This window comes from Chromobacterium sp. HL1 (assembly GCF_057418835.1).
Map to the genome: position 1 here is coordinate 1,277,897 of NZ_CP162399.1, position 23,061 is coordinate 1,300,957.

At 65.3% G+C, this 23,061-nt stretch carries 20 protein-coding genes; 12 read left to right on the forward strand and 8 right to left on the reverse strand.

Annotated elements, in window-relative coordinates; all coding sequences use genetic code 11:
* Window positions 1–172: 172 nt before the first annotated feature.
* Window positions 173–943, forward strand: a complete 771-nt coding sequence (locus AB1Z25_RS06035; RefSeq protein ID WP_227107460.1) for a sulfite exporter TauE/SafE family protein — start codon at window positions 173–175, stop codon at window positions 941–943.
* A 408-nt stretch (window positions 944–1,351) separates the two neighbouring features.
* Here the strand turns inward: AB1Z25_RS06035 and alaS are convergent, their stop codons facing one another.
* The 4 genes from alaS to recA form a co-directional block, all read right to left on the reverse strand.
* Window positions 1,352–3,985, reverse strand: coding sequence for an alanine--tRNA ligase (gene alaS, locus AB1Z25_RS06040; protein WP_107799010.1), 2,634 nt, complete (start codon window positions 3,983–3,985; stop codon window positions 1,352–1,354).
* A 76-nt stretch (window positions 3,986–4,061) separates the two neighbouring features.
* A complete protein-coding gene (locus AB1Z25_RS06045) occupies window positions 4,062–4,520 on the reverse strand; it encodes an SRPBCC domain-containing protein (RefSeq protein ID WP_107799011.1) in 459 nt (152 codons plus the stop codon).
* Between the two features lie 2 nt (window positions 4,521–4,522).
* Window positions 4,523–4,978, reverse strand: a complete 456-nt coding sequence (gene recX / locus AB1Z25_RS06050) for a recombination regulator RecX (protein ID WP_486636810.1) — start codon at window positions 4,976–4,978, stop codon at window positions 4,523–4,525.
* Window positions 4,979–4,986: 8 nt separating this feature from the next.
* Window positions 4,987–6,039, reverse strand: a complete 1,053-nt coding sequence (recA, locus tag AB1Z25_RS06055) for a recombinase RecA (RefSeq protein WP_043591738.1) — start codon at window positions 6,037–6,039, stop codon at window positions 4,987–4,989.
* Window positions 6,040–6,349: 310 nt separating this feature from the next.
* Here recA and hrcA point away from each other — a divergent pair, with 310 nt between their 5' ends.
* From hrcA to recR, 6 genes are all read left to right on the forward strand, one after another.
* Window positions 6,350–7,372: a heat-inducible transcriptional repressor HrcA gene (gene hrcA, locus AB1Z25_RS06060; protein WP_107799013.1), complete on the forward strand. Its 1,023-nt coding sequence runs from the start codon at window positions 6,350–6,352 to the stop codon at window positions 7,370–7,372.
* Between the two features lie 130 nt (window positions 7,373–7,502).
* Entirely contained in the window at window positions 7,503–8,513 is a 1,011-nt protein-coding gene (gene mltB, locus AB1Z25_RS06065; RefSeq protein WP_486636811.1) for a lytic murein transglycosylase B, read from the forward strand.
* Between the two features lie 73 nt (window positions 8,514–8,586).
* On the forward strand, window positions 8,587–10,476 hold the full coding sequence (dnaX, locus tag AB1Z25_RS06070) for a DNA polymerase III subunit gamma/tau (protein WP_486636812.1): 1,890 nt from the start codon (window positions 8,587–8,589) through the stop codon (window positions 10,474–10,476).
* A gap of 7 nt (window positions 10,477–10,483) precedes the next feature.
* Entirely contained in the window at window positions 10,484–10,822 is a 339-nt protein-coding gene (locus tag AB1Z25_RS06075) for a YbaB/EbfC family nucleoid-associated protein (protein WP_081547734.1), read from the forward strand.
* Between the two features lie 70 nt (window positions 10,823–10,892).
* Entirely contained in the window at window positions 10,893–11,348 is a 456-nt protein-coding gene (locus AB1Z25_RS06080) for a hypothetical protein (RefSeq protein ID WP_146176614.1), read from the forward strand.
* Between the two features lie 5 nt (window positions 11,349–11,353).
* Window positions 11,354–11,956 (forward strand): recombination mediator RecR, encoded by a 603-nt coding sequence (gene recR, locus AB1Z25_RS06085; protein ID WP_048412399.1) that lies wholly within the window; start codon window positions 11,354–11,356, stop codon window positions 11,954–11,956.
* Between the two features lie 257 nt (window positions 11,957–12,213).
* Here the strand turns inward: recR and hcnC are convergent, their stop codons facing one another.
* The 4 genes from hcnC to AB1Z25_RS06105 form a co-directional block, all read right to left on the reverse strand.
* Entirely contained in the window at window positions 12,214–13,485 is a 1,272-nt protein-coding gene (gene hcnC, locus AB1Z25_RS06090; protein ID WP_107799018.1) for a cyanide-forming glycine dehydrogenase subunit HcnC, read from the reverse strand.
* Between the two features lie 2 nt (window positions 13,486–13,487).
* Entirely contained in the window at window positions 13,488–14,885 is a 1,398-nt protein-coding gene (locus AB1Z25_RS06095) for an FAD/NAD(P)-dependent oxidoreductase (protein ID WP_107799019.1), read from the reverse strand.
* On the reverse strand, window positions 14,882–15,160 hold the full coding sequence (locus AB1Z25_RS06100; RefSeq protein ID WP_304529379.1) for a (2Fe-2S)-binding protein: 279 nt from the start codon (window positions 15,158–15,160) through the stop codon (window positions 14,882–14,884). Before AB1Z25_RS06100 ends, AB1Z25_RS06095 begins: the two co-directional genes overlap by 4 nt.
* 549 nt (window positions 15,161–15,709) lie before the next feature.
* Entirely contained in the window at window positions 15,710–16,405 is a 696-nt protein-coding gene (locus AB1Z25_RS06105; protein ID WP_107799021.1) for a GntR family transcriptional regulator, read from the reverse strand.
* Between the two features lie 353 nt (window positions 16,406–16,758).
* Between AB1Z25_RS06105 and AB1Z25_RS06110 the strand changes: the two genes are divergently transcribed.
* From AB1Z25_RS06110 to AB1Z25_RS06130, 5 genes are all read left to right on the forward strand, one after another.
* Window positions 16,759–17,760 carry a 4-hydroxyproline epimerase gene (locus tag AB1Z25_RS06110; protein ID WP_486636813.1) on the forward strand — a complete coding sequence of 334 codons (1,002 nt, stop codon included), beginning with the start codon at window positions 16,759–16,761 and terminating at the stop codon, window positions 17,758–17,760.
* A gap of 1 nt (window position 17,761) precedes the next feature.
* The gene (locus AB1Z25_RS06115; protein ID WP_235089533.1) at window positions 17,762–19,006 is read left to right on the forward strand and encodes an NAD(P)/FAD-dependent oxidoreductase; all 1,245 of its coding nucleotides are present in this window, start codon (window positions 17,762–17,764) and stop codon (window positions 19,004–19,006) included.
* A gap of 211 nt (window positions 19,007–19,217) precedes the next feature.
* A complete protein-coding gene (gene nhaC / locus AB1Z25_RS06120; protein ID WP_107799024.1) occupies window positions 19,218–20,627 on the forward strand; it encodes a Na+/H+ antiporter NhaC in 1,410 nt (469 codons plus the stop codon).
* Between the two features lie 43 nt (window positions 20,628–20,670).
* Window positions 20,671–21,546 carry a 4-hydroxy-tetrahydrodipicolinate synthase gene (gene dapA / locus AB1Z25_RS06125; RefSeq protein ID WP_107799025.1) on the forward strand — a complete coding sequence of 292 codons (876 nt, stop codon included), beginning with the start codon at window positions 20,671–20,673 and terminating at the stop codon, window positions 21,544–21,546.
* Between the two features lie 12 nt (window positions 21,547–21,558).
* Window positions 21,559–23,040 carry an aldehyde dehydrogenase gene (locus AB1Z25_RS06130; protein ID WP_235089532.1) on the forward strand — a complete coding sequence of 494 codons (1,482 nt, stop codon included), beginning with the start codon at window positions 21,559–21,561 and terminating at the stop codon, window positions 23,038–23,040.
* Window positions 23,041–23,061 lie beyond the last annotated feature (21 nt).

The following is a 23,061-nucleotide window of genomic DNA, read 5'->3' on the forward strand; positions in this document are numbered from 1 at the left end:
ACTCCGCCCACGCTACCGGCGCGATGTTACCGCAGCATGATGGAGCGGGCGTCCGGGGCAAGTCTTTGAGGTAAATCACTTTTCGAATAATGTTGTTTCGAAACGGTATAAATCGTTATATGAAACTGGCGTAGCATGCCGCTATCGAATGGCGCGGCCAAGGAGCGGTTTTATGGAGTGGGGGTATGCGATCGCGGGTTTGGCGGTGGGCTTCATCGTAGGTCTGACCGGCGTGGGCGGCGGTTCGCTGATGACGCCCATCTTGCTGTGGTTCGGCATCTCTCCGGCCACCGCGGTGGGCACGGATCTCTTATACGCGGCCTTGACCAAGATGGGCGGAGTGACGGTGCATCATCGCCAAGGTCATGTCGATTGGCGCATCGCCGGCTGGCTGACCGCCGGCAGCGTGCCGGCTGCCCTGCTGGTGCTAGCCGGCCTGTCCTATCTGCATCTGCCGGAAAAAATGCTGGACACCCTGTTCAAGCTGGTGCTGGGCGTCGCCTTGCTGCTGACCGCCGCGGCCATCCTGGGCAAACCCTTGCTCTTGCGCTGGCTGGGCCGCGCCGGCGCGGCCAGCCCGTCGTTCGAGCCGCGGATAGGCTTGACCGTGGCCACCGGCGTGGTGTTGGGCGTTTTGGTGACGCTCAGTTCCATCGGCGCCGGGGCCCTGGGCACCCTGGCCTTGTTCCTGCTGTATCCGGCCTTGCCGACTTCGCGGCTGGTGGGCACCGAAATCGCCCACGCGGTGCCCTTGACCCTGGTGGCCGGTCTGGGACACGCCGGGCTCGGCAATGTGGATTTTACGCTCTTGCTCAATCTGCTGGCGGGCTCCCTGCCCGGCATCTGGCTGGGCAGCAAGCTGACGCGGCGGCTGGCGGAGGGCTGGTTGCGGCCGGCGCTGGCGGTGATGCTGGCGGTGATAGGCGGCAAGCTGGTGTTGTGAGCCGCGGCGCGGCATGACGGGACAGGGCGGCTCTGGCCGCCTTTTTTCATGGCAGCGCGCAAAAAAAACGCCCTGATCGGAGAGGCGAGCAGGGCTGAAATGCAAACAACAAAAGGAGAAGCCATCATTAAGCCTCTCAATATTAGTATTTCGTAATCCTGATGCCATTGACCTGGAGCAAGAAAGCGGCGGCAGCCAAGGTCGACGGCGTGGAAGACAAAAAAAGACCGCGCAGCGCGCGGTCTGTTGACGAGAGTTGGGAGGCTTAGAACCTGTTTACGATCTGCTGCGCGTCGGCGATACGGCGTTAAAAACGGTTTCGAAATGCTCATGTACCACGCGTACATTCCGCTTTCTCAGCCGTTTTCGCCTTGTCTTGCCTTAGCTCGCGAGATCGCAAACACGTTCTTACAGCTTAGCCGCCACCCAGGCCTGCACGCCGGCCAAGGCCGCCGCCAGGTTTTCCGGCTGAGTGCCGCCGGCCTGGGCCATGTCCGGACGGCCGCCGCCCTTGCCGCCCACTTGCTGGGCGACGAAGTTGACCAGCTCGCCCGCCTTGAGCTTGGAGGTGAGGTCGGCGGTGACGCCGGCCACCAGCGCCACTTTGCCGTCGCCCTTAGCGGCCAGCACGATGGCGGCGGAGCCCAGCTTGTCCTTCAGCTTGTCCAGGGTTTCGCGCAGCGCGTTGTTGTCCGCGCCCGGCAGTTCCACCGCCAGCACCTTGACGCCGTTGACGTCGGCCGCGCCGTCGGCCAGGCTGTCGCCGGCGGAGGCGGCCAGTTGGCCCTTGAGTTTGGCCAGCTCTTTTTCCAGGGTCTTGACGTTGTCCTGCAGGCTGCCGATCTTGGCGGCCACCTCGTCCAGCGTCTGCGCTTTCAGCGCGCCGGCCGCCTCTTTGAGCAGGGCGTCCTGAGCCTGGATGTGGGCGATGGCGCCTTCGCCGGTGACGGCTTCGACGCGGCGCACGCCGGCGGCGACGCCGCTTTCCGCCACGATCTTGAACAGGCCGATGTCGCCGGTGCGCTGCACATGGGTGCCGCCGCACAGTTCGGCGGAGAAGTCGCCCATGGTCAGCACGCGCACTTCATCGCCGTATTTTTCGCCGAACAGCATCATCGCGCCGGATTTCTGCGCGGCTTCCATGCTCATCACTTCAGCCTTGACCGGCAGATTGTGGCTGATCACGCGGTTGACCACGCGCTCCAGCTCGGCGATCTGTTCTGCGCTGACCGGTTCGCCGTGGGCGAAGTCGAAGCGGGTGCGCTCCGGATTCACTAGCGAGCCCTTCTGAGCGACATGGTCGCCCAGCACGTGGCGCAGCGCCGCGTGCAAGAGGTGGGTGGCGGAGTGGTTGCGGGCGCTGGCGGCGCGCGCGTGCAGATCGATGGTGGCGGTCACGCTGTCGCCGACGGCCAGACGGCCGCGGGCCAGCTTGCCCTTGTGACCGAACACCGCGGCCTGGATCTTCTGGGTGTCGTTGACGTCGAACAGCGCGCCGATGCCGCCTTGCAGCGAAATCTCGCCCACGTCGCCGACCTGGCCGCCGCCTTCTGCGTAGAAGGGGGTGTCGTCCAGCACCACGATGCCTTCTTCGCCGGCTTCCAGCGCGGCGACAGCCTCGGTGCCCTTGAACAGCGCCAAGACCTTGGCGTCGGTGCTGGCGGAATCATAGCCGTGGAAGCAGGTGTCGGCGCCGCTGTAGCTGACCTTGCCGGTCATCTTGAAGCTGGAGCCGGCGCGGCCGCGCTCCCGCTGCGCTTCCATCGCGCGCTCGAAGCCTTCCAGATCGGCGTGGATGTCGCGTTCGCGGCAGATGTCGGCGGTCAGGTCCACCGGGAAGCCGAAGGTGTCGTAGAGCTTGAAGATGGTGTCGCCGTCAAGCTTGGTCTTGCCGCCTTCCAGCGCGGAGTCCACCAGGCCCATGCCGATTTCCAGCGTCTCGGCGAACTTGATCTCCTCGGCGCGCAGCGCGTCTTCGATATGCGCCTGCTTTTCCCGCAGTTCCGGATAGGCGTCGCCCATCTCGGCCACCAGGTCGGCGACGATCTTGTGGAAGAACAGGCCTTTCTGGCCCAGCTTGTAGCCGTGGCGGATGGCGCGGCGGGCGATGCGGCGCAGCACGTAGCCGCGGCCTTCGTTGGACGGCAAGATGCCGTCGGCGACCATGAAGCAACAGGCGCGGATGTGGTCGGCGATCACTTTGAGCGACGGCACGTCCTGGCTGTAGGCCATGCCGGTTTCGCGCGCGGCGGCGCGCACCAGGCAGGCCAGCGCGTCGGTCTCGTAGTTGGACTTGACGTGTTGCAGCACGGTGGACAGGCGTTCCAGACCCATGCCGGTGTCGACCGACGGCTTGGGCAGCGGATGCAGGGTGCCGGACTCGTCGCGGTTGAACTGCATGAACACGTTGTTCCAGATTTCCATGAAGCGGTCGCCGTCTTCGTCCGGGCTGCCCGGAGGGCCGCCGGCCACGCTCGGGCCGTGGTCGTAGAAGATCTCGGTGCAGGGGCCGCAGGGGCCGGTGTCGCCCATGGTCCAGAAGTTGTCGGAGGCGTACGGCGCGCCCTTGTTGTCGCCGATGCGGATGATCTTGTCGGCCGGCAGGCCCACGCTCTTGTGCCAGATGTCGTAGGCTTCGTCGTCGGAGGCGTAGACGGTGACCAGCAGCTTGTCCTTGGGCAGGTTCAGCCATTGCTCGCCGGTCAGGAATTCCCAGGCGAAGGTGATGGCGTCCTGCTTGAAGTAATCGCCGAAGCTGAAGTTGCCCAGCATTTCGAAGAAGGTGTGGTGGCGCGCGGTGTAGCCGACGTTTTCCAGGTCGTTGTGCTTGCCGCCGGCGCGCAGACATTTCTGGCTGGTGGTGGCGCGGGTGTAATCGCGTTTTTCAAAGCCCAGGAACACGTCCTTGAACTGCACCATGCCGGCGACGGTGAACATCAGCGTGGGGTCGTTGCCGGGGATCAGGCTGCTGGAGGGCACTACCTGATGGTTTTTGCCGGCAAAGAAATCCAGGAATTTCTGGCGAATTTCAGAGGTTTTCATGTTTGATTTCGTAAGATTGCGAATTCTGGGCCGCTTTGGGGGCTTGAACCCAGAGCGGCGCGGACAGCTGATTGTGTCAAGCCGCGCCGGCGCTGGCAAGGGTTTCGGCGCGGCGCTTGAGCGCCTGGTTCATCAATTCGAAACCCTTGCGCGTGTCGGCCAGCAGCGTCTGGCCGAACAGCGGCAGCAAGAGGCCGCTGAAAGTTTCGCCGTGATGCAGGCGGGTGCCGCCGTTTTCCAGCGCTTCCAGGCGAAAACTGTGGCGGCCGTCCAGCAGGCCGGGCAGCAGCGCGCGCCCCAGCCACACCAGCTCCTCCGCCGTTTGCAAGACTTCCAGCCGCGGGCGGAAGGTCAGCCGCGGCCGGCCGGGCGGATGGATGCTGACCACCAGGCGAGACCCTATCTGCTGGCGGCCGTGCAGGCCGACGATGAAGGGGTTCCATTCCGGGTAGGCTGCCCAGTCGCACAGCACGCGCCAGACCGCGGACGGCGCGGCGTCTATGTCGATATGGGTGGCGATGCCGCGCGTTTGCATGCTCAGTCCTCGTCGGCGGGAAAGTCGTCGTCGTCGGCGCCGCTGAGCACCTTGCCGATCACGGACATCGGGAAGCCGCGTCCGGCCAGAAAGCGGATCTGGCGCGCGCGCTCCTGCGGCGTGTCCGGCAGCTGGCCGAACTTCTTCCGCCATTGCGCCTGGGCGGCGGCAAGGTCGTCGCGGCCTTGCAAGGCGTCGCGGATCAGTTCGGCGTCCACGCCGCGTTGACGCATTTCCTGTTGCAGGCGGCGGCTGCCGTAGCGCTGGCCCTTGCTGTCGGCGAACTGCTGGGCGAAACGCTGATCGGACTGCCAGCTGTGTTCGGCCAGATCGTCCAGCAAGGCCGTCAATTGTTCCGGGCTCTCCGCAAACGGAGCGAGCCGCCGCTCCAGTTCCCGCCGCGTGTATTCGCGGCGGGACAGGAGATCGACGGCTCGCGCCCTCAGGCTTTTTTCCATTCAGGGAATCAGGCGTCGAGCGCGTCGTCGGCGAACTCTTCGTCCGGCTGGCCTTCGGTGATTTCCACTTTGATGCCCACCGCGTCGCGGATCTTGCGTTCCACTTCAGCGGCGATTTCCGGGTTGGACTTCAGCCATTCGCGGGTGTTGTCCTTGCCCTGGCCGATCTTCTGGCCGTTGTAGGCGTACCAGGCGCCGGATTTGTCGATGAAGCCGTGCTTGACGCCCAGTTCGATGATCTCGCCCTGACGGGAGATGCCCTCGCCGTACAGGATTTCGAAATCGGCCTGGCGGAACGGCGGCGACACCTTGTTCTTCACCACTTTGACGCGGGTGTCGTTGCCGATCACTTCCTCGCCCTTCTTGATGCCGCCGGTGCGGCGGATGTCCAGGCGCACGGAGGCGTAGAACTTCAGCGCGTTGCCGCCGGTGGTGGTTTCCGGGTTGCCGAACATCACGCCGATCTTCATGCGGATCTGGTTGATGAAGATCACCAGAGTGTTGGTGCGCTTGATGTTGCCGGTCAGCTTGCGCAGCGCCTGGCTCATCAGGCGGGCTTGCAGGCCCACGTGGCTATCGCCCATCTCGCCTTCGATTTCAGCCTTGGGCACCAAGGCGGCGACGGAGTCGATCACGATCAGATCGACGCCGCTGGAGCGCACCAGCATGTCGCAGATTTCCAGCGCCTGCTCGCCGGTGTCCGGCTGCGAGATCAGCAGGTCGTCGACCTTGACGCCCAGCTTTTGCGCATATTGCGGGTCCAGCGCGTTTTCCGCGTCGATGTAGGCGCAGGTGCCGCCCAATTTTTGCATCTCGGCCACCGCTTGCAGACACAGGGTGGTTTTACCGGACGACTCCGGGCCGTAGATTTCCACCACGCGGCCGCGCGGCAGGCCGCCGACGCCCAGCGCCAGGTCCAGACTCAGCGAGCCGGTGGAGACCACTTGCAGGTTTTCGTTGATCTGGTTGTCGCTCATGCGCATGATCGAACCCTTGCCAAACTGTTTTTCAATTTGGGCAAGGGCCGCGGCCAACGCTTTGCTCTTGTCTTCGGATGCCATGCTGTCTCCAGTGTGGGGGGCGCTAAACAAAATGAATGCTCGGCCAGCGGCGGGCCGCGTCCATGGCGGCGGGGAAAACCCGATGCCGGACAGGGGTTTGCGCGGCGCCGGCGGGCTTGCCCCGTCGCGCTCGCGCTTGCCGCGCCGATAGCCGAAAAGATGCCGTCGATTATCTCATAAAGCCTTGGCCAACGGCAGAGCCGCTTGCCGGCGATACCGTCCTTCGGGACGGGAAACCGCGATCTCGCTTGAAAAAGTTGTGATTGCGACCACTTTTACAAGTGTCCACCCTGTGTACAATGAAGCCATCATGATGAACGAACGCGCGCAACACCTGCTCAAGGTCCTGATCGAACGCTACATCGTCGACGGCCAGCCGGTGGGGTCCAAAACCCTGTCCATGCTGCCCGGCGTCGAGCTGTCGTCCGCGTCCATCCGCAATGTGCTGGCGGAGCTGGAGGCGATGGGGCTGATCGCGGCGCCGCACACCTCGGCCGGCCGGGTGCCCACCGCGCGCGGCTACCGCATGTTCGTCGATCGTCTGCTCACCATCCGGCCTTTGGAAGAGGCGGCGCTGCACGAGCTGGAACTGAATCTGCAGCCGGACAGCCCGCAGCGCATTGCCCAGTCCGCGTCCTCCTTGCTGTCCGAGCTGACGCATTTCGCCGGCGTGATCGTCACGCCGCAGCGCTCCGACATCGCTTTTCGCCAGATCGAATTCCTGCGCCTGTCCGAGCGGCGGGTGCTGATGATCTTGGTGACGTTGGACGGGGACGTGCAGAACCATCTGCTGACCACCGAACGCGATTACACGCCGTCGGAATTGATAGAGGCCGGCAATTTCATCAACCAGCATTACGCCGGCCAGGGGCTGGATCGCATCGCCAGCCGGGTGGCGGACGAGTTGCGCCAGCTGCAGGGCGACATCGCCGAACTGATGTCGGCGGCGATCCGCCTGGGGCAGAGCTCGATGGCGGCCAGCAGCGCCGCGGTGGTGGTGGCCGGCGGCAGCCGGCTGCTGGAGGTGAGCGACCTGTCCGAGGACTTGTCGCGGCTGCGTCAGTTGTTCAGCGTGTTCGAACGCAAGACCGAGCTGCTAAAGCTGCTGAACCAGGGGCGGGAAGCGCAGGGCGTGAACATTTTCATCGGCGAGGAGTCTGGCGTGATGACGCTGGACGAATGTTCGGTGGTGACCGCGCCTTACCGGATCAACGGCCAGGTGGTCGGCGCGCTGGGCGTGGTCGGTCCCACCCGGATGGCTTACGAGCGGGTGATCCCTATCGTCGACATTACCGCGCGCCTGGTGTCCAGCGCCTTGTCGTTCCGGGCCTAGCGCCCGTGCGCCGGCCGTGCGCCGGTTTTGGCCGCCGCAAGGCTTGACGCGAGGTCTGCGGCTATAGTTTTCGCGCCGCGTTCTTCGAGGAGCGCGGCTAAGTCAAAAACGCTTATTCAGAAACCAGCCCATGAAATCTTTGCTTAAACTGGCCCCGTTGGCGGCTCTGTTCTCCTTCCCGCTGGCGCAGGCCGACGCGGCCTTTCTGGCGCGTCCGGACGTGCAGCGCTACATCGACGAGCAAGTGGCCGGCGGCCAGTTCAACCGCCCGGAGCTGGAGGCGGTGTTCGCCAATGTCGAACTCAAGCCCAACATCATCAAGATTCTGGACAAGCCGTCCACCTCCCGCCCCTGGTATCAGTTCCGCAATTCCACGGTGGGGGAAAAGACCATTGCCGACGGCGTGGCGTTCTGGCGCGCCAACGCGGCCGCGCTGACGCGGGCCGAGCAGCAATACGGCGTGGCGCCCGAGCTCATCGTCGCCATCCTGGGCGTGGAGTCCCATTACGGCCGCAACACCGGATCGTTCCGTCTGGTGGACGCCTTGTCCACCATAGGCTTCGATTATCCGCGCCGCGCGGAATTCTTCCGCAAGGAGCTGACCGAGTTCCTGCTGCTGGCCAAGGAGGAGGGCAAGGATCCGCTGACGCTGAAGGGCTCCTACGCCGGCGCGATGGGCTGGCCGCAGTTCATGCCGTCCAGCTTCCGCAAATGGGCGGTGGATTTCGACGGCAGCGGCCACCGCGACATCTGGAGCGATCCGGACGACGCGATCGGCAGCGTGGCCAATTACTTCCAGCGCCACGGCTGGCGCCACGGCGACGACGTGATCCTGCCGGCCAGCGTGCAGCCGGGGCCGCAGATCGATCAGCTGATCGCCGACAAATTCAATCTGCACTACACCGTGGGCGAGCTGAAGAAAATGGGCGTGACGCCGCAGTCGCCGGTGGCCGACGACGTGCCGGCGGTGCTGGTGCCGCTGGAAACGGCGCCGGGCGTCACCGAATACTGGCTGGGCCTCAACAACTTCTTCGTGATCACCCGCTACAACCGCAGCACGCTGTACGCCAAGGCGGTGCAGGAAATCGCGGATCAGCTGCGCCAGCGCTATCTGGCGGGCCAGGCCGCGGCCCAGCCGTGACGCCGCGCGCCGCCCGCCGCGGCGGCGCGAAACCTGTCGCCACGCGCGGCAATTGCCATTAAAATCCGCCCCCATGAGCTATCAAGTCCTTGCCCGTAAGTGGCGTCCCAAGCGCTTTGCCGATCTGGTCGGCCAGGAGCACGTGGTGCGCGCCTTGACCAACGCCCTCAAAGAACAGCGTCTGCATCACGCTTATCTGCTGACGGGGACGCGCGGGGTGGGCAAGACCACCATCGCCCGGATTCTGGCCAAGAGCCTGAACTGCGAAACCGGCACCACCGCCGAACCCTGCGGCGAATGTTCGGCTTGTCGTCAGATCGACACCGGCCGCTTCGTCGATCTGCTGGAGATCGACGCCGCGTCCAACACCGGCATCGACAATATCCGCGAAGTGCTGGAAAACGCCCAGTACGCGCCGACGTCCGGCCGCTTCAAGGTCTACATCATCGACGAAGTGCACATGCTGTCCAAGAGCGCCTTCAACGCGATGCTGAAGACGCTGGAGGAGCCGCCGGCCCACGTCAAATTCATTCTGGCCACCACCGATCCGCAGAAAGTGCCGGTCACGGTGTTGAGCCGCTGTCTGCAGTTCTCCTTGCGCAATATGACGCCGCAGCAAGTGGCCGGCCATCTGGCCCACATGCTGGACGTGGAAGGCATCGCCTACGAGACGCCGGCGCTGGCCTTGCTGGGCCGCGCCGCCTCCGGTTCGATGCGCGACGCGCAATCGCTGCTGGACCAGGCCATCGCCTACGGTCTGGGCGAGGTGAAGGAAGACGGCGTGCGCGCGATGCTGGGCGCGGTGGACCGCCGCTATCTGTTCGCCTTGCTGCAGGCCTTGGCCGCCGGCGACGGCCCGCAGCTGATGGCCGAGGCCGACGGCCTGGCCGAGCGCGGGGTCAGCTTCGAAGGCGCTTTGAGCGAACTGGCGGTCTTGTTGCAGCAGCTGGCGCTGATGCAGACCGTGCCGCAGGCGGTTGCCCAGGACGAGCCGGAGCGCGACGCGCTGCAGGCGCTGGCGGACGCCATTGCGCCGCAGGACGTGCAGCTGTATTACCAGATCGCCATCCACGGCCGCAAAGACCTGGCGCTGGCGCCGGACGAGCACGCCGGTTTCAATATGACCCTGCTGCGCATGCTGGCCTTCCATCCGGCCAACGCCCGGGCTGAAGCCGCGCCTCCGCGCCCGGCCGCCGGCGCGCCGGCTCGCCCGCAGCCGCCGCAAGCGCAGCCGGTCCCGGCCGCGCCGGGAGGCATTTCGCCGGCCGCGCGGGCCTTGCAGGCCGCCGGCCTGAGTTCGCCGGCGCCGCGGCAATCCGCGCCGCAGCCGGTTCAGGACAGCGCGCCGGCGGTGGAACCCGAACCCGAGCCTGCCGCGCCAGAAGCCAGGCCGCCTGCGCCGGCCGTGCCGGTCCGTCAAGCCGCGCCGCCGCCCGAGCCGGAGCCCGAGGAGGAAGACGCGTCGGACGACGGCGACGTCAGTCCCGACGAGGTGCCCTGGGATCAGGGCGCGGCGGCGGACGAGGAGATGCCGTCCTATTTGCAGGCGCCGCCGGAGGAGCCGGCTGACTATCGCTTCGACGGCGACTGGCAGGCGCTGGTGACCGAACTGGGCGTCAAGCTGGGCGCGGCGCGCATGCTGGCCCATAATGCGGTATTGAAGGACTGGGACCAGGAACGCCTGGCGCTGGCGGTGCCGGAGAGCTTCCGCCACATGACCAGCCGCGATTACCAGGACAAGCTCAAGCTCGCCTTGAGCGAGCGCTTCGGCCGGCCGGTGGAGTTGGCGGTGACGGTGGAAGAGCTGGGCCTGGAGACGCCGGCGATGAAAGACGCCCGCCATCGGCAGGAGCAGTTGGACATCGCGCGCGAGAATATGAAAAACGATCCGGTGGTGCAGCAAATGGTGCGCGAATTCGACGCGACGCTGCTCATCGAAACCATTCAACCCGTGAAGGAGTGAAACGATTATGTTTGGCAAAGGTGGTATCGCCGGCCTGATGAAGCAGGCCCAGCAAATGCAAGACAATATGAAAAAGGCGCAGGAAGAACTGGCCACGGTGGAAGTGGAAGGCCAATCCGGCGCCGGCATGGTCAAGGTGGTGATGACCTGCTCTCACGACGTCAAGCGCGTCAGCCTGGACGACAGCCTGCTGGACGACGCCAAGGAAGACAAGGAAATGCTGGAAGACCTGATCGCCGCCGCGTTCAACGACGCGGTGCGCAAGGTGGAAGCCACCACTCAGGAAAAGATGTCCGGTTTCTCCGCCGGCCTGAACCTGCCGGCCGGCATGAAGCTGCCGTTCTGATCGCATCGGTTTCGGCATCCGGATGGCTCGGCGCGCGCCGGGCCATTTTTACGTTGTTTCCGAGGTAGCCATGCGCGGATTCGCCCATTTCACCGTGCGCAGCCGGCTGCGCGCCGACGCCGACAGGGTGTGGGCGCACGCCGCCAGCGCCGCCGGCATCAACGACGAGCTCGGGCCCTGGCTCCGCATGCGCTTGCCGGGCGGCGAGCTGCCCGACGGCTTGAGGCCGCCGGTGCGCATCGGACCGTGCCGGATTCTGCTGTTCGGCCTGTTGCCGGTGGAATGCGACGACTTGGAGCTGACGCGGCTGGAGCCGGGCGCCTTCGACGAGCGCTCCACCATGCTGACCCAGCGGCGCTGGCTGCACCGGCGGCGGGTGCGCGCCTTGCCCGGCGGCTGCGAAGTGGTGGACCGCATCGGCTTCGCGCCGCGCGCGCCCTGCTTGTTGACACTGCATTACGGCATTTTCCGCCTGGTTTTCGCCTGGCGGCACGCGCGTCTGCGCCGCCGTTTTTCCCGATTGTGAAAGCGATGAAGAATCCTCCCGCTCTAGACCATCTGATTTCCGCCCTGAAAGTGTTGCCGGGGGTCGGACCCAAGACCGCGCAACGGATGGCCTTCCACCTGTTGCAGCGCGACAAGAAGGGCGCGGACAAGCTGGCGCGCGCGCTGGACCGCGCGCTGACCCAGTTGACCCACTGCGAACGCTGCAACACCTTCAGCGAAACGCCGCTGTGTCCGATCTGCGCCGACGAGGAGCGCCGGCAGGATTTGCTGTGCGTGGTGGAGATGCCGGCGGATCTGCTGACGCTGGAGCAGGCCAAATGCTTCGACGGCCTGTATTTCGTGCTGATGGGCCGCATCTCGCCGCTGGACAATGTCGGCCCGCGCGACATCAATCTGGATAAGCTGCTGGTGAGGGCGGCGGACGGCGCGGTGGAGGAGGTGATCATCGCCACCAATTTCACCGCCGAGGGCGAGGTCACCGCGCATATGATCGCCGAGCTGTTGAAGGAGCGCGGCCTCAAAGTGACGCGCATCGCGCGCGGCATGCCGGTGGGCGGCGAGCTGGAGTACGTCGACCTGGGTACCTTGGCGCAGGCGGTGTACGAGCGCCGCGGCGTAGGCCAGTAAGAAGCTGTTTACGATCTGCTACGCGTTGTGAAATGTGACACGGTGAGTACCGCTTCGAAATGCTCATGTACCCTCTGTACATTCCGCTTTCTCAGCTGTTTTCGCCTTGTCTCGCTCTAGCTCGCGAGATCGTAAACAGGTTCTAAGAGGGTGGGCGCGGCGGGGCAAAAAAAGCAGGCCGGACTAGCCGGCCTGTAACAGAGGAACATCTGAATCAGTGGGACGGCCCGCCGCGGGAGCGACGGGCCGTCGCTGGTTTAGGAGAGCGCCAGTTCGACGGCTTCCTGCACCGTCGGCTTGGCGGCCGGGGCGTTGAAGCGGTCGGCCAGAAAGGGCGTCACGTCCAGCGGCGGCGTTTCGCCGCGCACCAGCGCGTCCAGCATCACGCCGGTGATGGCCGAGGTCAGAATGCCGGTGCGGAAGTGACCGCAGGCGTTCAGATAGCCGTCCACGCCCTGCATCGGCCCGAGGATGGGCAGCTCGTCCGGGGAGCCGGGGCGCAAGCCGGCCCAGCAACGCTTGATGTTGATGTTCTTCATCTCCGGCAGGCAGCGGATCGCGCCTTTGACCAGGCCGGCGATTTCCGGATAGGTGTTGCTGACGTCGAAGCCCTTGTCCTCCGTGGTGCTGCCGATCAGGATTTCGCCGTTGTCCTTCTGCGCGATATAGCAATCGCTGGTGGTGATGCAGCCGCGCAACAGCTTGGGCATCTTTTCCGACAGCACGATCTGGCCCTTGACCGGTTTGACCGGAATATCGACGCCGGTCGCCCATTGGCTCAACTCGGCGGCCCAGGAGCCGGCGGCGTTGATCAGGGTGTGGCAGTGGAATTCGCCGGCTTCCAGCGTCCGCACGCCGGTGACGCGCGAGCCTTGCTTGAGCACGCCGGTGACATTGGTGTTGAAGAATACGTCGACGCCGTTCTGGCGCGCGGCCTCGGTATAGGCGTCGGTCAGGCGGAAGGGGCTGACCTGGTGGTCGCACAGGAATTCCAGCGCGCCGGTGGCCTCGTGGCTGATGTAGGGCTCGTTTTCACGCAGTTGGGCCTGGTCCACCCAGCGCACCTGATCGGACAGGTGGGGAATCTGCGCGGCGATGTGTTCGGCGTAGAGCTGGTCTTCCTCGTCGTAAATCACGAATTTCAGCCCGGTTTCCTCGAACTTGAAATCCATGCCGTGGTTTTCGATCAACTCCTGATGCAGGGCCGGATACAGCGCGTTGGAGGCCAGCGCGAAATTGAAGAAGGACTCCGGCAGGATGTGGGGGGTGCTGGCGTCCACGGCGATGGCGGCGCCGGCCGCCTCGCGCTTGTTCTTGGCCGAGGTCATGCGGAAGAAGATCACGCCGCAGCCCAGGCCCACCGATTCGCCGATCGCCCACAGGCCGCCGGCCGAGGCGCGCGAGGCGTTGCCGGGGCGCTTGGCGTCGATCAGCGCGATTTTCAGGTCTTTGCGTTTGGACAGCTGGTAGGCGCAAGAGGCGCCGATCACGCCGCCGCCGGCGATCACGATGTCGTATTGTCTGCTCATGGTCAGGCCTCTTCGGTTTCGGTTTGGAAGGCGGAGAACGGCAAGGGGTCCAGCGGGAAGCGCGGGCGGATCCAGCCCACGTCCGCCTTGCCGGTGTGCTCGCGCAGGCGGTCGCTGCAATAGCCGACGCACATCTTGCCCTGGCAATCGCCCATGCTGACGCGGGTGCGCATCTTCAGGCTGATCAAGTCCTGCACGCCTTGTTCCAGCGCGGCGTCGATATCCTTGCGCAGCGCGTTCTCGCAGCGGCAGATCACCGTGTCTTCCTGCGGCAGCGTCAGCTGTCCGCTGCCGCGCTGGGTGAAGCTGTCTATGCCCACGCGGAAGCGCAACACTGTTTTCAGTTCCGTCAGGTAGCGCTGGCGGTTTTTCTCGGCCAGTTCGGCGCTGATTGCACCGCGTTGCTTGAGGATGGACTGGGCGGCGATGCGGCCGCTCAGCATGGCGGCTTCGCCGCCGCGCAGGCCGCCGATGTCGCCGGCCAGGTGGATGTGGGCTTCGCTGCTTTGCTGCCAGCCGTTGATTTCCGGCTTGAGGAAGCCGTCGGCGTCGTAAGCGTGGCGCAGGCCCATTTGCTGGGTCAGCTGGGTGCGCGGAATGAAGCCGTAGCCCACCGCCAGGGTTTCCGTGGCCAGGCTGACCGCGCGGTTCAGGTCCGGCGTCCAGTTGTCGTCGTAAGGCGCGACGGTGACTTCCTGCACTTCTTGTTGGCCGCTCGCCTCCACCACGCCCCAGCCGTAGTGCAGCGGCACGCCGTGGCGTTTCAGGTAGGCCAGCATGCTCAGGCCGTCCAGGAACAGCTGCGGCTTGTTCAGCATGGCCAGGGTTTCCTTGGCGATGCGGCCGAAGGAACTGGCTTCGTAGACGCCCTGAACGTCGGCGCCGGCGCGATGCAATTGACAGGCCACCAGCGGCAGCAGGGGACCGGTGCCGACGATGGTGGTGCGGCCCAGCGGCTTGACCACGCCGCTCTTGATCTGCAATTGCAGGCCGCCCAGCATGATCACACCGGGCAGGGTCCAGCCGGGGAAGGGCACGCTGCGTTCGTGGCAGCCGGCGGACAGCAGCAATTGTTCAAAGTCGATCTTTTCGACTTTTTCCTGTTCATTCAGCGCGTACAGCCACTGGCCGGCTTCGCCGCCGACGACGCGGGTGTTCAGTTTGATCTCCACCGCGTGGCTGACTTCGGCGAACTGCGCGTGCAGCGCCTGCATGGCGTCGCGGTAGCGCTCGCCCAAATAGTCCAGGGTCACGCCCTGGCGCAGCGGGCCGCGGTAAACCACGCCGCCCAGGCGCGAGGCTTCGTCTATCAGCGTGCAGGGCAGGCCGTGCTTGACCAGCTCGATGGCCGCGGCCATGCCGGCGGGGCCGCCGCCGACGATGATGGGGCGCGCGCTCATTGCAGGCCCTCCAGTTCGATGCGATTGGCCGCGGTTTCCACGGTCATGCCGGGCTGCACCACGGTCTGGCAGGCGCGGCGCTTGTAGCGGCCGTCGATGCGCACCAGGCAGCAATGGCAGACGCCCATGCCGCAATAGGAACCCATGCTTTGCTGGCTGTCGTTGCGGCTGACGCGGCGCAAGCCGACGGCGTTGAGCACGCTGAGCACGGTCTCGCCCTGCGCGGCGGCGACGGTGTTGCCATTGATGTTGATGGCGATTTGATCTTCATTCAATTTCTGAATGTCATATTTTCTGTCTAAATTTGGCATCGAAATAGCTCGTTTTGGTTCTACTGACACGATAAGGGAGCGCCGGATGGAGCGCGGAGTGGACAGTCGCTTCCGGCGGCGAGCGATTTGGTCACGCCTGACTATGGTCAGACAATCAGGCTATTTGGCGATTGCCGTAGCCTAATTATGATGAATCGCTTTTTAATTGTCGCAAGCATTGTTATCGCATTGTATGGGTACAGGCAATGTACAGATTGCTGTGATCAGATGTATACAGATTGGCGGGCGCAGCAGGAGATCGGCGGGTGTTTGTCTTGTATTTGTTTTTGAAAAACAATGACTTGCTTGGATTTTGCGCGTGACTAGACCGTTGGAATAATGTATTTTTCTGTTATTTTAATGCGCATAGCATTTTCAAAACTGTGCATTATTTGATTATGATCAAATGGCTAGAAAGCTGATGTCATCATCATTATTTTAGCCATTGGATATAGTGTGTCTAAAGACTTTTCTGTTTGAAACCAAGTGCTTGCCGCGATTGGTGGGCGGTATTCAGGCCGGCTTGCGCGCGCCGCGGCCGTTTTCGCCTTGATGCTCCTGGTGCCAGGCCTCCAGGGCTTCTTCCGCGTTCAGGATGTGTTGTCTCAGGAAGGCGGCGGCGCTGACCGCGTCCTTGCGGCGGCACAGTTCGAGCATTTCGCTGTGCTCGCGATGGGCGCGGTCGCTGAAATTGGTCAGCAGAATCTGCATCCGGGTGTAGCGATCGGTGCGATTGTGCAACTGCTCGATCAGCGCCAGGGTTTGCGGCCGGTCGGCCGCCTGGTACAGCGCCAGGTGGAAGCGCGAATTCAGAATGCCCCAGGCGCCGACATCCCGTCGGCGCAGCGCCTCCTCGAACTGCGCCAGCAGCGCGCCGGCCGCGTCCAGATCCGCCTGGGTCTGCCGCGGCACCGCCTCCAGCAACATATCGCATTCCAGCAGCACTCTCACCCGCAGCAATTCCAGCACTTCCGGCAGCGACAGCTGGGCGATCACCGCGCCGCGCCGTTCGGTGATGGCCACCAATCCTTCCGCCTCCAGTTGACGCAGCGCCTCTCGCAGCGGTACCCGGCTGACGCCCAGTTCCTTGGACAGCGCCTCCTGGCGCAGTTGGGTGCCGGCCGGCCACTCTCCCAGCAGGATGCGCTGGCGCAGCGTGTCGGTGGTGGTGGCGGTGAGGGTTTGGCGCGGAGCGGTGGTTTGGGGCATGGCGAAATCGGCGGTTGGAGTTTTCAAATTATCACAGGCGCGGGGAGGGCGGGCAATGGCCGCGTCCAGTCTTTGTTTTGGCATGGATTATGGGCGTGCTTGCTGTAATTTTGTATTCAATTATTCGCGGTTTCATCCCTTTTTTAAGGTGTTTTTGAGTTGGTAGCGATGCTGCAATGCAAGGTGATTAAAAAACAACACGCAATAACGTGTTGATTTTATTGTGAAATTAATTATTTCACATGTGAGATAACGCAATATTCTCGCAAGCGCTTGTCTGCTGCGCGCCTCAAAAATTGTATTCAAAAAAGAGCGCGGTTAGAGTGGCCCCATCACAAGCGAGGAGCAAGAACATGGCGGTGCGCGAATTCGAATGTCTCGATGGCCATACCTGCGGCAATCCGGTGCGGCTGGTGGTGAACGGCGGTCCGCGGCTGGAAGGGGAAACCCAGGCGGAGCGGCGGCTGGATTTCATCCGCCGCTACGACTGGATACGCACCGGGCTGATGTTCGAGCCGCGCGGCCATGCGCAGATGTCCGGCGCCTTTCTGTATCCGTCGACGCGGGAGGATTGCGACATCGCGGTGCTTTACATCGAGACCAGCGGCTGCCTGCCGATGTGCGGCCACGGCACCATAGGCGTGGTCACCATGGCGCTGGAGCACGGTCTGGTGACGCCGGCCGCGCCCGGGGTGCTGAATCTGGACACGCCGGCGGGCAAGGTGGCGGCAGAGTACCGGATGGAGGGCGACAAGGTCGCCGCGGTGACCTTGACCAATGTGCCGTCCTTCCTCTACCTGCGCGATGTGGAGGCCGAGGTGTCCGCGTTGGGGAGCTTGCGGGTGGACATCGCCTACGGCGGCAATTTCTATCCCATCGTCGAGGCGCAGCCGGGCTATCGCGATATGGCGGATTACTCACCGGCGCAGCTGGTGGCGATGGGGCGCGAACTGCGCGAATACCTGAACCGGCATTACGACATCGTCCACCCGCTGGACCCCAATATCCGCGGCGTCCGTCATTGCCAGTGGACCGGCGCGGCCAAGAACGCCGGCTCCAGCGCGGCCAACGCGGTGTTGTACGGCGAGTCCGCGCTGGACCGCTCGCCTTGCGGCACCGGCACTTCGGCGCGGCTGGCTCAGCGTCACGCGCGCGGCCTGCTCGCCGTCGGCGAGGATTTCATCCACGAGAGCCTGATCGGCAGCCAGTTCGTCGGCCGCGTGCTGGCGGAAACGCGGGTGGGCGATTACCCGGCCATCGTGCCCTCGGTGCGGGGCTGGGCGCGCTTCACCGGCTACAACCGCATCCTGCTGGACGACGCCGATCCCTATGTCCACGGCTTCGAGGTGGCCTGAGATGAGCGCGCGCGTCATTGTCGTCGGCGCCGGCGTGGTGGGCATCGCCGCGGCGCTGCAACTGCGGCAAGCCGGGCTGGAGGTGTTGCTGCTGGACCGCGGCGAACCGGCGCGGGAAACCAGCTACGGCAACGCCGGCGCGCTGGCGGTCAGCGATGTGATTCCCTTGGCCGAGCCCGGCGTCTGGCGCCGCCTGCCCGGCTGGCTGCTGGACCCGCTGGGGCCGCTGGCGGTGCGCTGGCGCTATCTGCCGACGCTGGCGCCGTGGCTGGCGCGTTTCGCGCTGGCCAGCCGGCCGGCGCGGGTGGCTGCCCTGACCCGCGCGCTGGCGGCTTTGCTGAACCGGGCCGCCGCCGATTACGCGCCGCTGGTGGAGCTGGCCGGGCTGGAGGGCATGTGGCGGCGGCACGGCGCGCTGACCTTGTACCGCGACGCGGCCGAGCTGGAGCGGGCCTTGCCGGCCTGGCGGCGGAAGTCCGAGCACGGCGTGGGCTGGCAGGCGCTGGATCAGGCGGCGGCCCAGGCTTGCGAGCCGGCGCTGCTGGATGGCTGGGCGCGCGCGGTCAAGGTGGCGTCCTGGTCCCATGTCGATGATCCCTATCTGTTCTGCCGGGGCCTGTTCGACGCCTTCGTCGCCGCTGGCGGCGGCTTCGAGCAAGCGGAGGCGGCGGCCCTGAGCGAAGGCGAGGGCAAGGTCGACGGCGTGGTCTGCGCCGATGGCCGCACGCTGGCCGCCGCCCAGGTGGTGGTGACCGCTGGCATCTGGAGCGATCGCTTCACCCGGCAGTGCCGCTACCGGGTGCCGCTGGAAAGCGAGCGCGGCTATCACGTCAACCTGCCCAAGGCCGGGGTGGCTTTGCGCCATTTCATTCAGTGCGCCAGCGAAAGCTTCGTGATCCTGCCGCTGGCCGACGGCGGCCTGCGGTTGGCCGGCACTGTGGAACTGGCCCACCGCGACGCGGCGCCGGACTGGCGGCGCGCCGAGATCCTGCTGGACAAGGCGCGGCGCATCGTCGGCGATTTTTCCACCGAAGGCATGACGCTGTGGATGGGCAACCGGCCGTCGCTGCCGGACACCGTGCCGGTGATCGGCCCGGCCCCGGATCGCCAGGGCCTGTATTTCGCTTTCGGTCACGGCCATTTGGGTCTGACGCTGGCCGCCACCACCGGCGCGCTGCTGCGCGACATGGTGTTGCGGCGTCCGCCGGATCTGGATTTGCATCCTTACCGCCTGGCGCGCTTTTAGAACGTGTTTTCGATCTCGCGAGTTAGAGCGAGACAAGGCGAAAACGGCCGAGGAAGCGGAATGTACCCGTGGTGCATGAGCATGTCGAAGTCGTTTTCAATGCGGTATCGCAGCAGCGCAGCAGACCGTAAACAGGTTCTTAGCGCCGCGGCCCCTCCGCGCCGGCAGCCTCGACGCCGCCGGCCGCCCACCCGAGCAGAGGAGAAACGCCATGCAACAAAGATCGCCGCGCTTGCCGAGCGCAACCCAGGTTGTCGCGGTGATGGCCGGCTTCATCGCCATCATGTTTCTATTCCTTAACGTGCTGGACCTGCCCATCCAGCTGGCGCTGTTCAGCAGCTGGTTCCTGGTGATAGGGCTGGGCAACTGGCTGGGCCGCAGTTACGACGATATGCAGCAAGGCCTGATCCAGGGCATCCACAACGGCATGGTGGCGGTGCTGGTGCTGATCACCGTGGGCGCGCTGATCGGCACCTGGATCGCCGGCGGCGTGGTGCCGGCCATCATCTACTACGGCCTGGCCATCATGAGCCCGCAGATCTTTCTGTGCGCGGCCTTCATCATCTGCATGCTGACCTCGCTGGCCACCGGCACCTCCTTCGGCACCGCCGGCACGGCGGGCATCGCGATGATGGGCATAGGCTATAGCTTTGGCATGCCTTTGCCGCTGGTGGCCGGCGCGGTGATTTCCGGCGCCTATGTCGGCGACAAGATGTCGCCGCTGTCGGACACCACGGTGATGACCGCCTCGCTGTGCAAGGTGGATCTGATCGACCACATCCGCTCGATGATGTGGGTCAGCGTGCCGGCCACCTTGCTGACCGCGCTGTTGTTCCTCGGCGTCGGTTTCTTCTATGTCGACGCCGGCCTGGACACCGGCCGCGCCGATCTGGCGATGCAGGCCTTGGGCTCGCACTTCACCGTCAACGGCTGGCTGCTGCTGCCGGCGGCGGCGGTGATCACGATGTTGACGATGCGGCTGCCGTCCATCCCGGTGATCTGCTCGGGGGCGGTGATGGGCATCGTCTGCGCCTGGTGGGCACAGGACATGCCCGTGCTGGACGCGGTGCGCACCGCGTACTTCGGCAACCGCACCGCGTCCGACGTGGAGTTTCTCAATACCTTGCTCAACCGCGGCGGCATCGAATCCATGCTCAGCGTGATCGCGCTGATCCTGTTCGCCCTGGGTCTGGGCGGCCTGATGGAGCGCGCCGGCATCCTGGAGGTGATCAGCGCCAACTTCCTGCGCTGGGCCAATAATCCGGGCCGTTTGACCGTTTCGACGATTCTGGGTGGCTTCTTCGGCAACTTCTTCGGCGGCGCCGCCTATGTGTCGCTGATCACCGCCAGCACCATCACCGAGCGCAATTACGATCTGCAGGGCATAGAGCGCCGGGTGCTGTCGCGCAATGTCGAAGCCGGCGGCACTGTGACCGCGCCCATGGTGCCCTGGAGTGACGGCGGCGTGTTCATGGCGGCGACGTTGGGCGTGTCCACGCTGCAGTATCTGCCCTTTCTCTGGTACCACCTGCTGGTGATCGCCATCAGCGTGTTCTACGGCTACGCCGACATCGCGATCTGGCGCGTCCGTTCCGCGCCCGCCGCCGCCGCGCCGGCTTGAGCCGCGCGACCTTCTTCCACCCGTAAGTACAAAGGAAACTCCCATGCAAGAACAAGGCATTCTGGTTCCCATCGTCACGCCGTTCGACCGCGACGGCCGCCTGGACCTGGCGGCGCTGCGGCAGCTGATCGAGCGTTTCATCGAGCAAGGCGTCGCCGGCGTCGTCGCCTGCGGCACCACCGGCGAATACTACGCGCTGGACGAGGGCGAGCGCCGCCAAGTGCTGGAGTGCGTGGCCCAGGCGGGCAAGGGCCGGCTGCGGCTGATCGCCGGCGCCAACGATCTGTCCACCCGCGGCGCGATCGCGCGCGCGCGCCAGGCGGCGGAGCTGGGCTACGAGGCGCTGATGCTGGCGCCGCCGGCCTACAGCCTGCCGGACCAGGCCGGCATCGTCGCCCATTTCAAGGCGGTGGCCGCCGCCAGCGCGCTGCCCATCATCCTCTACAACTTCCCGGCGCGCGCCGGGGTCGGCATCGACATCGACAGCGTGGCGGAGCTGAGCCGCGAGCCCAATATCGTCGGCATCAAGGAAAGCAGCGGCGATTTCAGCCGCGCGCTGGCGCTGATCCAGGCGAACTTGCCGGATTTCGAGGTGATCTGCGGCTGCGACGACCAGGCGGCGGATTTTCTGTTCTGGGGCGTGCGCAGCTGGATCAGCGGCGCGGCCAACGTCTTTCCCGGCGAACAGGTGGCGATGCTGAACGCCGCCAAGGTCGAGGACTGGGCGCGGGTGCGCGCGCTGATGGCGGCGATGTATCCGGCGATCCAGGCGATGGAGTCCGGCGGCTACAACCAGAAGGCCAAGCTGGGCGTGCGTCGCCACGGCGTCGAGGCCGGCGATGTGCGCCTGCCGCTGCTGCCCTTGCCGGGCGCGGAAGCCAAGGCCTTCCTCGACGCGCTGGCCGCGTTCGATCGTTAACAGGAGACTGAGATGCCATTAAGCAAGGAAACGGTATTCGAGCAGGCCCGCGCCGGGCAATTATGGGCCGGCCTGCTGATCCCCGGCCATGAGGGCAAGGGCGCGCGGCTGGACAATCGGACGCCGATGGACAACAGCCTGATCGGCCATGTCGCCGCCGGCGACGCCGCCGACGTCGACGCCGCGGTGGCGGCGGCGCGCGCCGGCTTCGAGTCCGGCGAATGGTCGCGCCGGCCGCCGGCCGAGCGCAAGCAGGCGATGCAGCGCTGGGTGGCGCTATTGCAAGAACACGTCGAGGAGTTGGCGGCGCTGGACTGCATCGACGCCGGCAAACCCATCACCGAATGCCTGAACACCGATCTGCCGGCCACGCTGGACACCTTCGGCTGGTACGCGGAGGCGATAGACAAGTGCTACGGCAAGGTGGCGCCCACCGGGCCGGAGGCGCTGGGCTTCATCGTCAAGGAGCCGATAGGCGTGGTGGGCGCGGTGCTGCCGTGGAACTTCCCGGCGCAGATGTACGCGTGGAAAGTGGCGCCGGCGCTGGCCGCCGGCAACTCGGTGGTGGTGAAGCCGGCCAAGCAGACCTCGCTCAGCGCCTATCGCATCACCCAGCTGGCGCATCAGGCCGGCATTCCCGCCGCGGCGCTGACCCTGGTCACCGGCTCCGGCCAGTCGGTGGGCGAGGCGTTGGGCCGGCATCCGGACGTGGACATGGTGTCCTTCACCGGCTCCACCGAAGTGGGGCGTTTGTTCCTGCAGTATTCCGCCGAGAGCAATCTGAAGGAAGTGGTGCTGGAGCTGGGCGGCAAGAGTCCGCAGCTGGTGTTCGAGGACGCCGAGCTGGACGAGATCGTCGACGACGTGCTGGCCGCGGCCTTCTGGAATATGAGCGAGAACTGCAGCTGCGGCTCGCGCTTGATCGTCGCCGCCGGCGTCAAGGACGCCTTGCTGGAGAAGCTCAAGCGACGGCTGGCCGGCTGGAAGCTGGGCCTGCCCACCGATCCGACGGTGCAGGTGGGGCCGCTGGTGGAGCAAGCCCATTTCGAGCGGGTGAAAGCCTATCTGGACGCGGCCAAGGCCGAGGGCGCGCGGCTGGTGCACGGCGGCCGCATCCACGCCGAGCTGGGCAGCGGCTGGTATATCGAACCCACCATTTTCGACCAGGTCGACGCCAAGATGCGCGTCTTCCAGGAGGAAATCTTCGGCCCGATCCTGGCGGTGAGCACCTTCGACAGCGAGGAAGAAGCGGTGCGCCTGGCCAACGACAGCGTCTACGGCCTGGCCGCCTCGCTGTACACCCGCGACGTCAGGCGCGCGCAGCGCGTGGCCGCCGCCTTGCGCGCCGGCACGGTGTCGGTCAACGGCTTCTCCGAGGGCGACATCACCACGCCCTTCGGCGGCTTCAAACAATCCGGCTTCGGCGGGCGCGACAAAGGCCTTGAGGCGCTGGAGCAATACCAGCAGACCAAGACCATCTGGTACGTGAACTAGCTTGAGGCCCGGCGCCGCCGG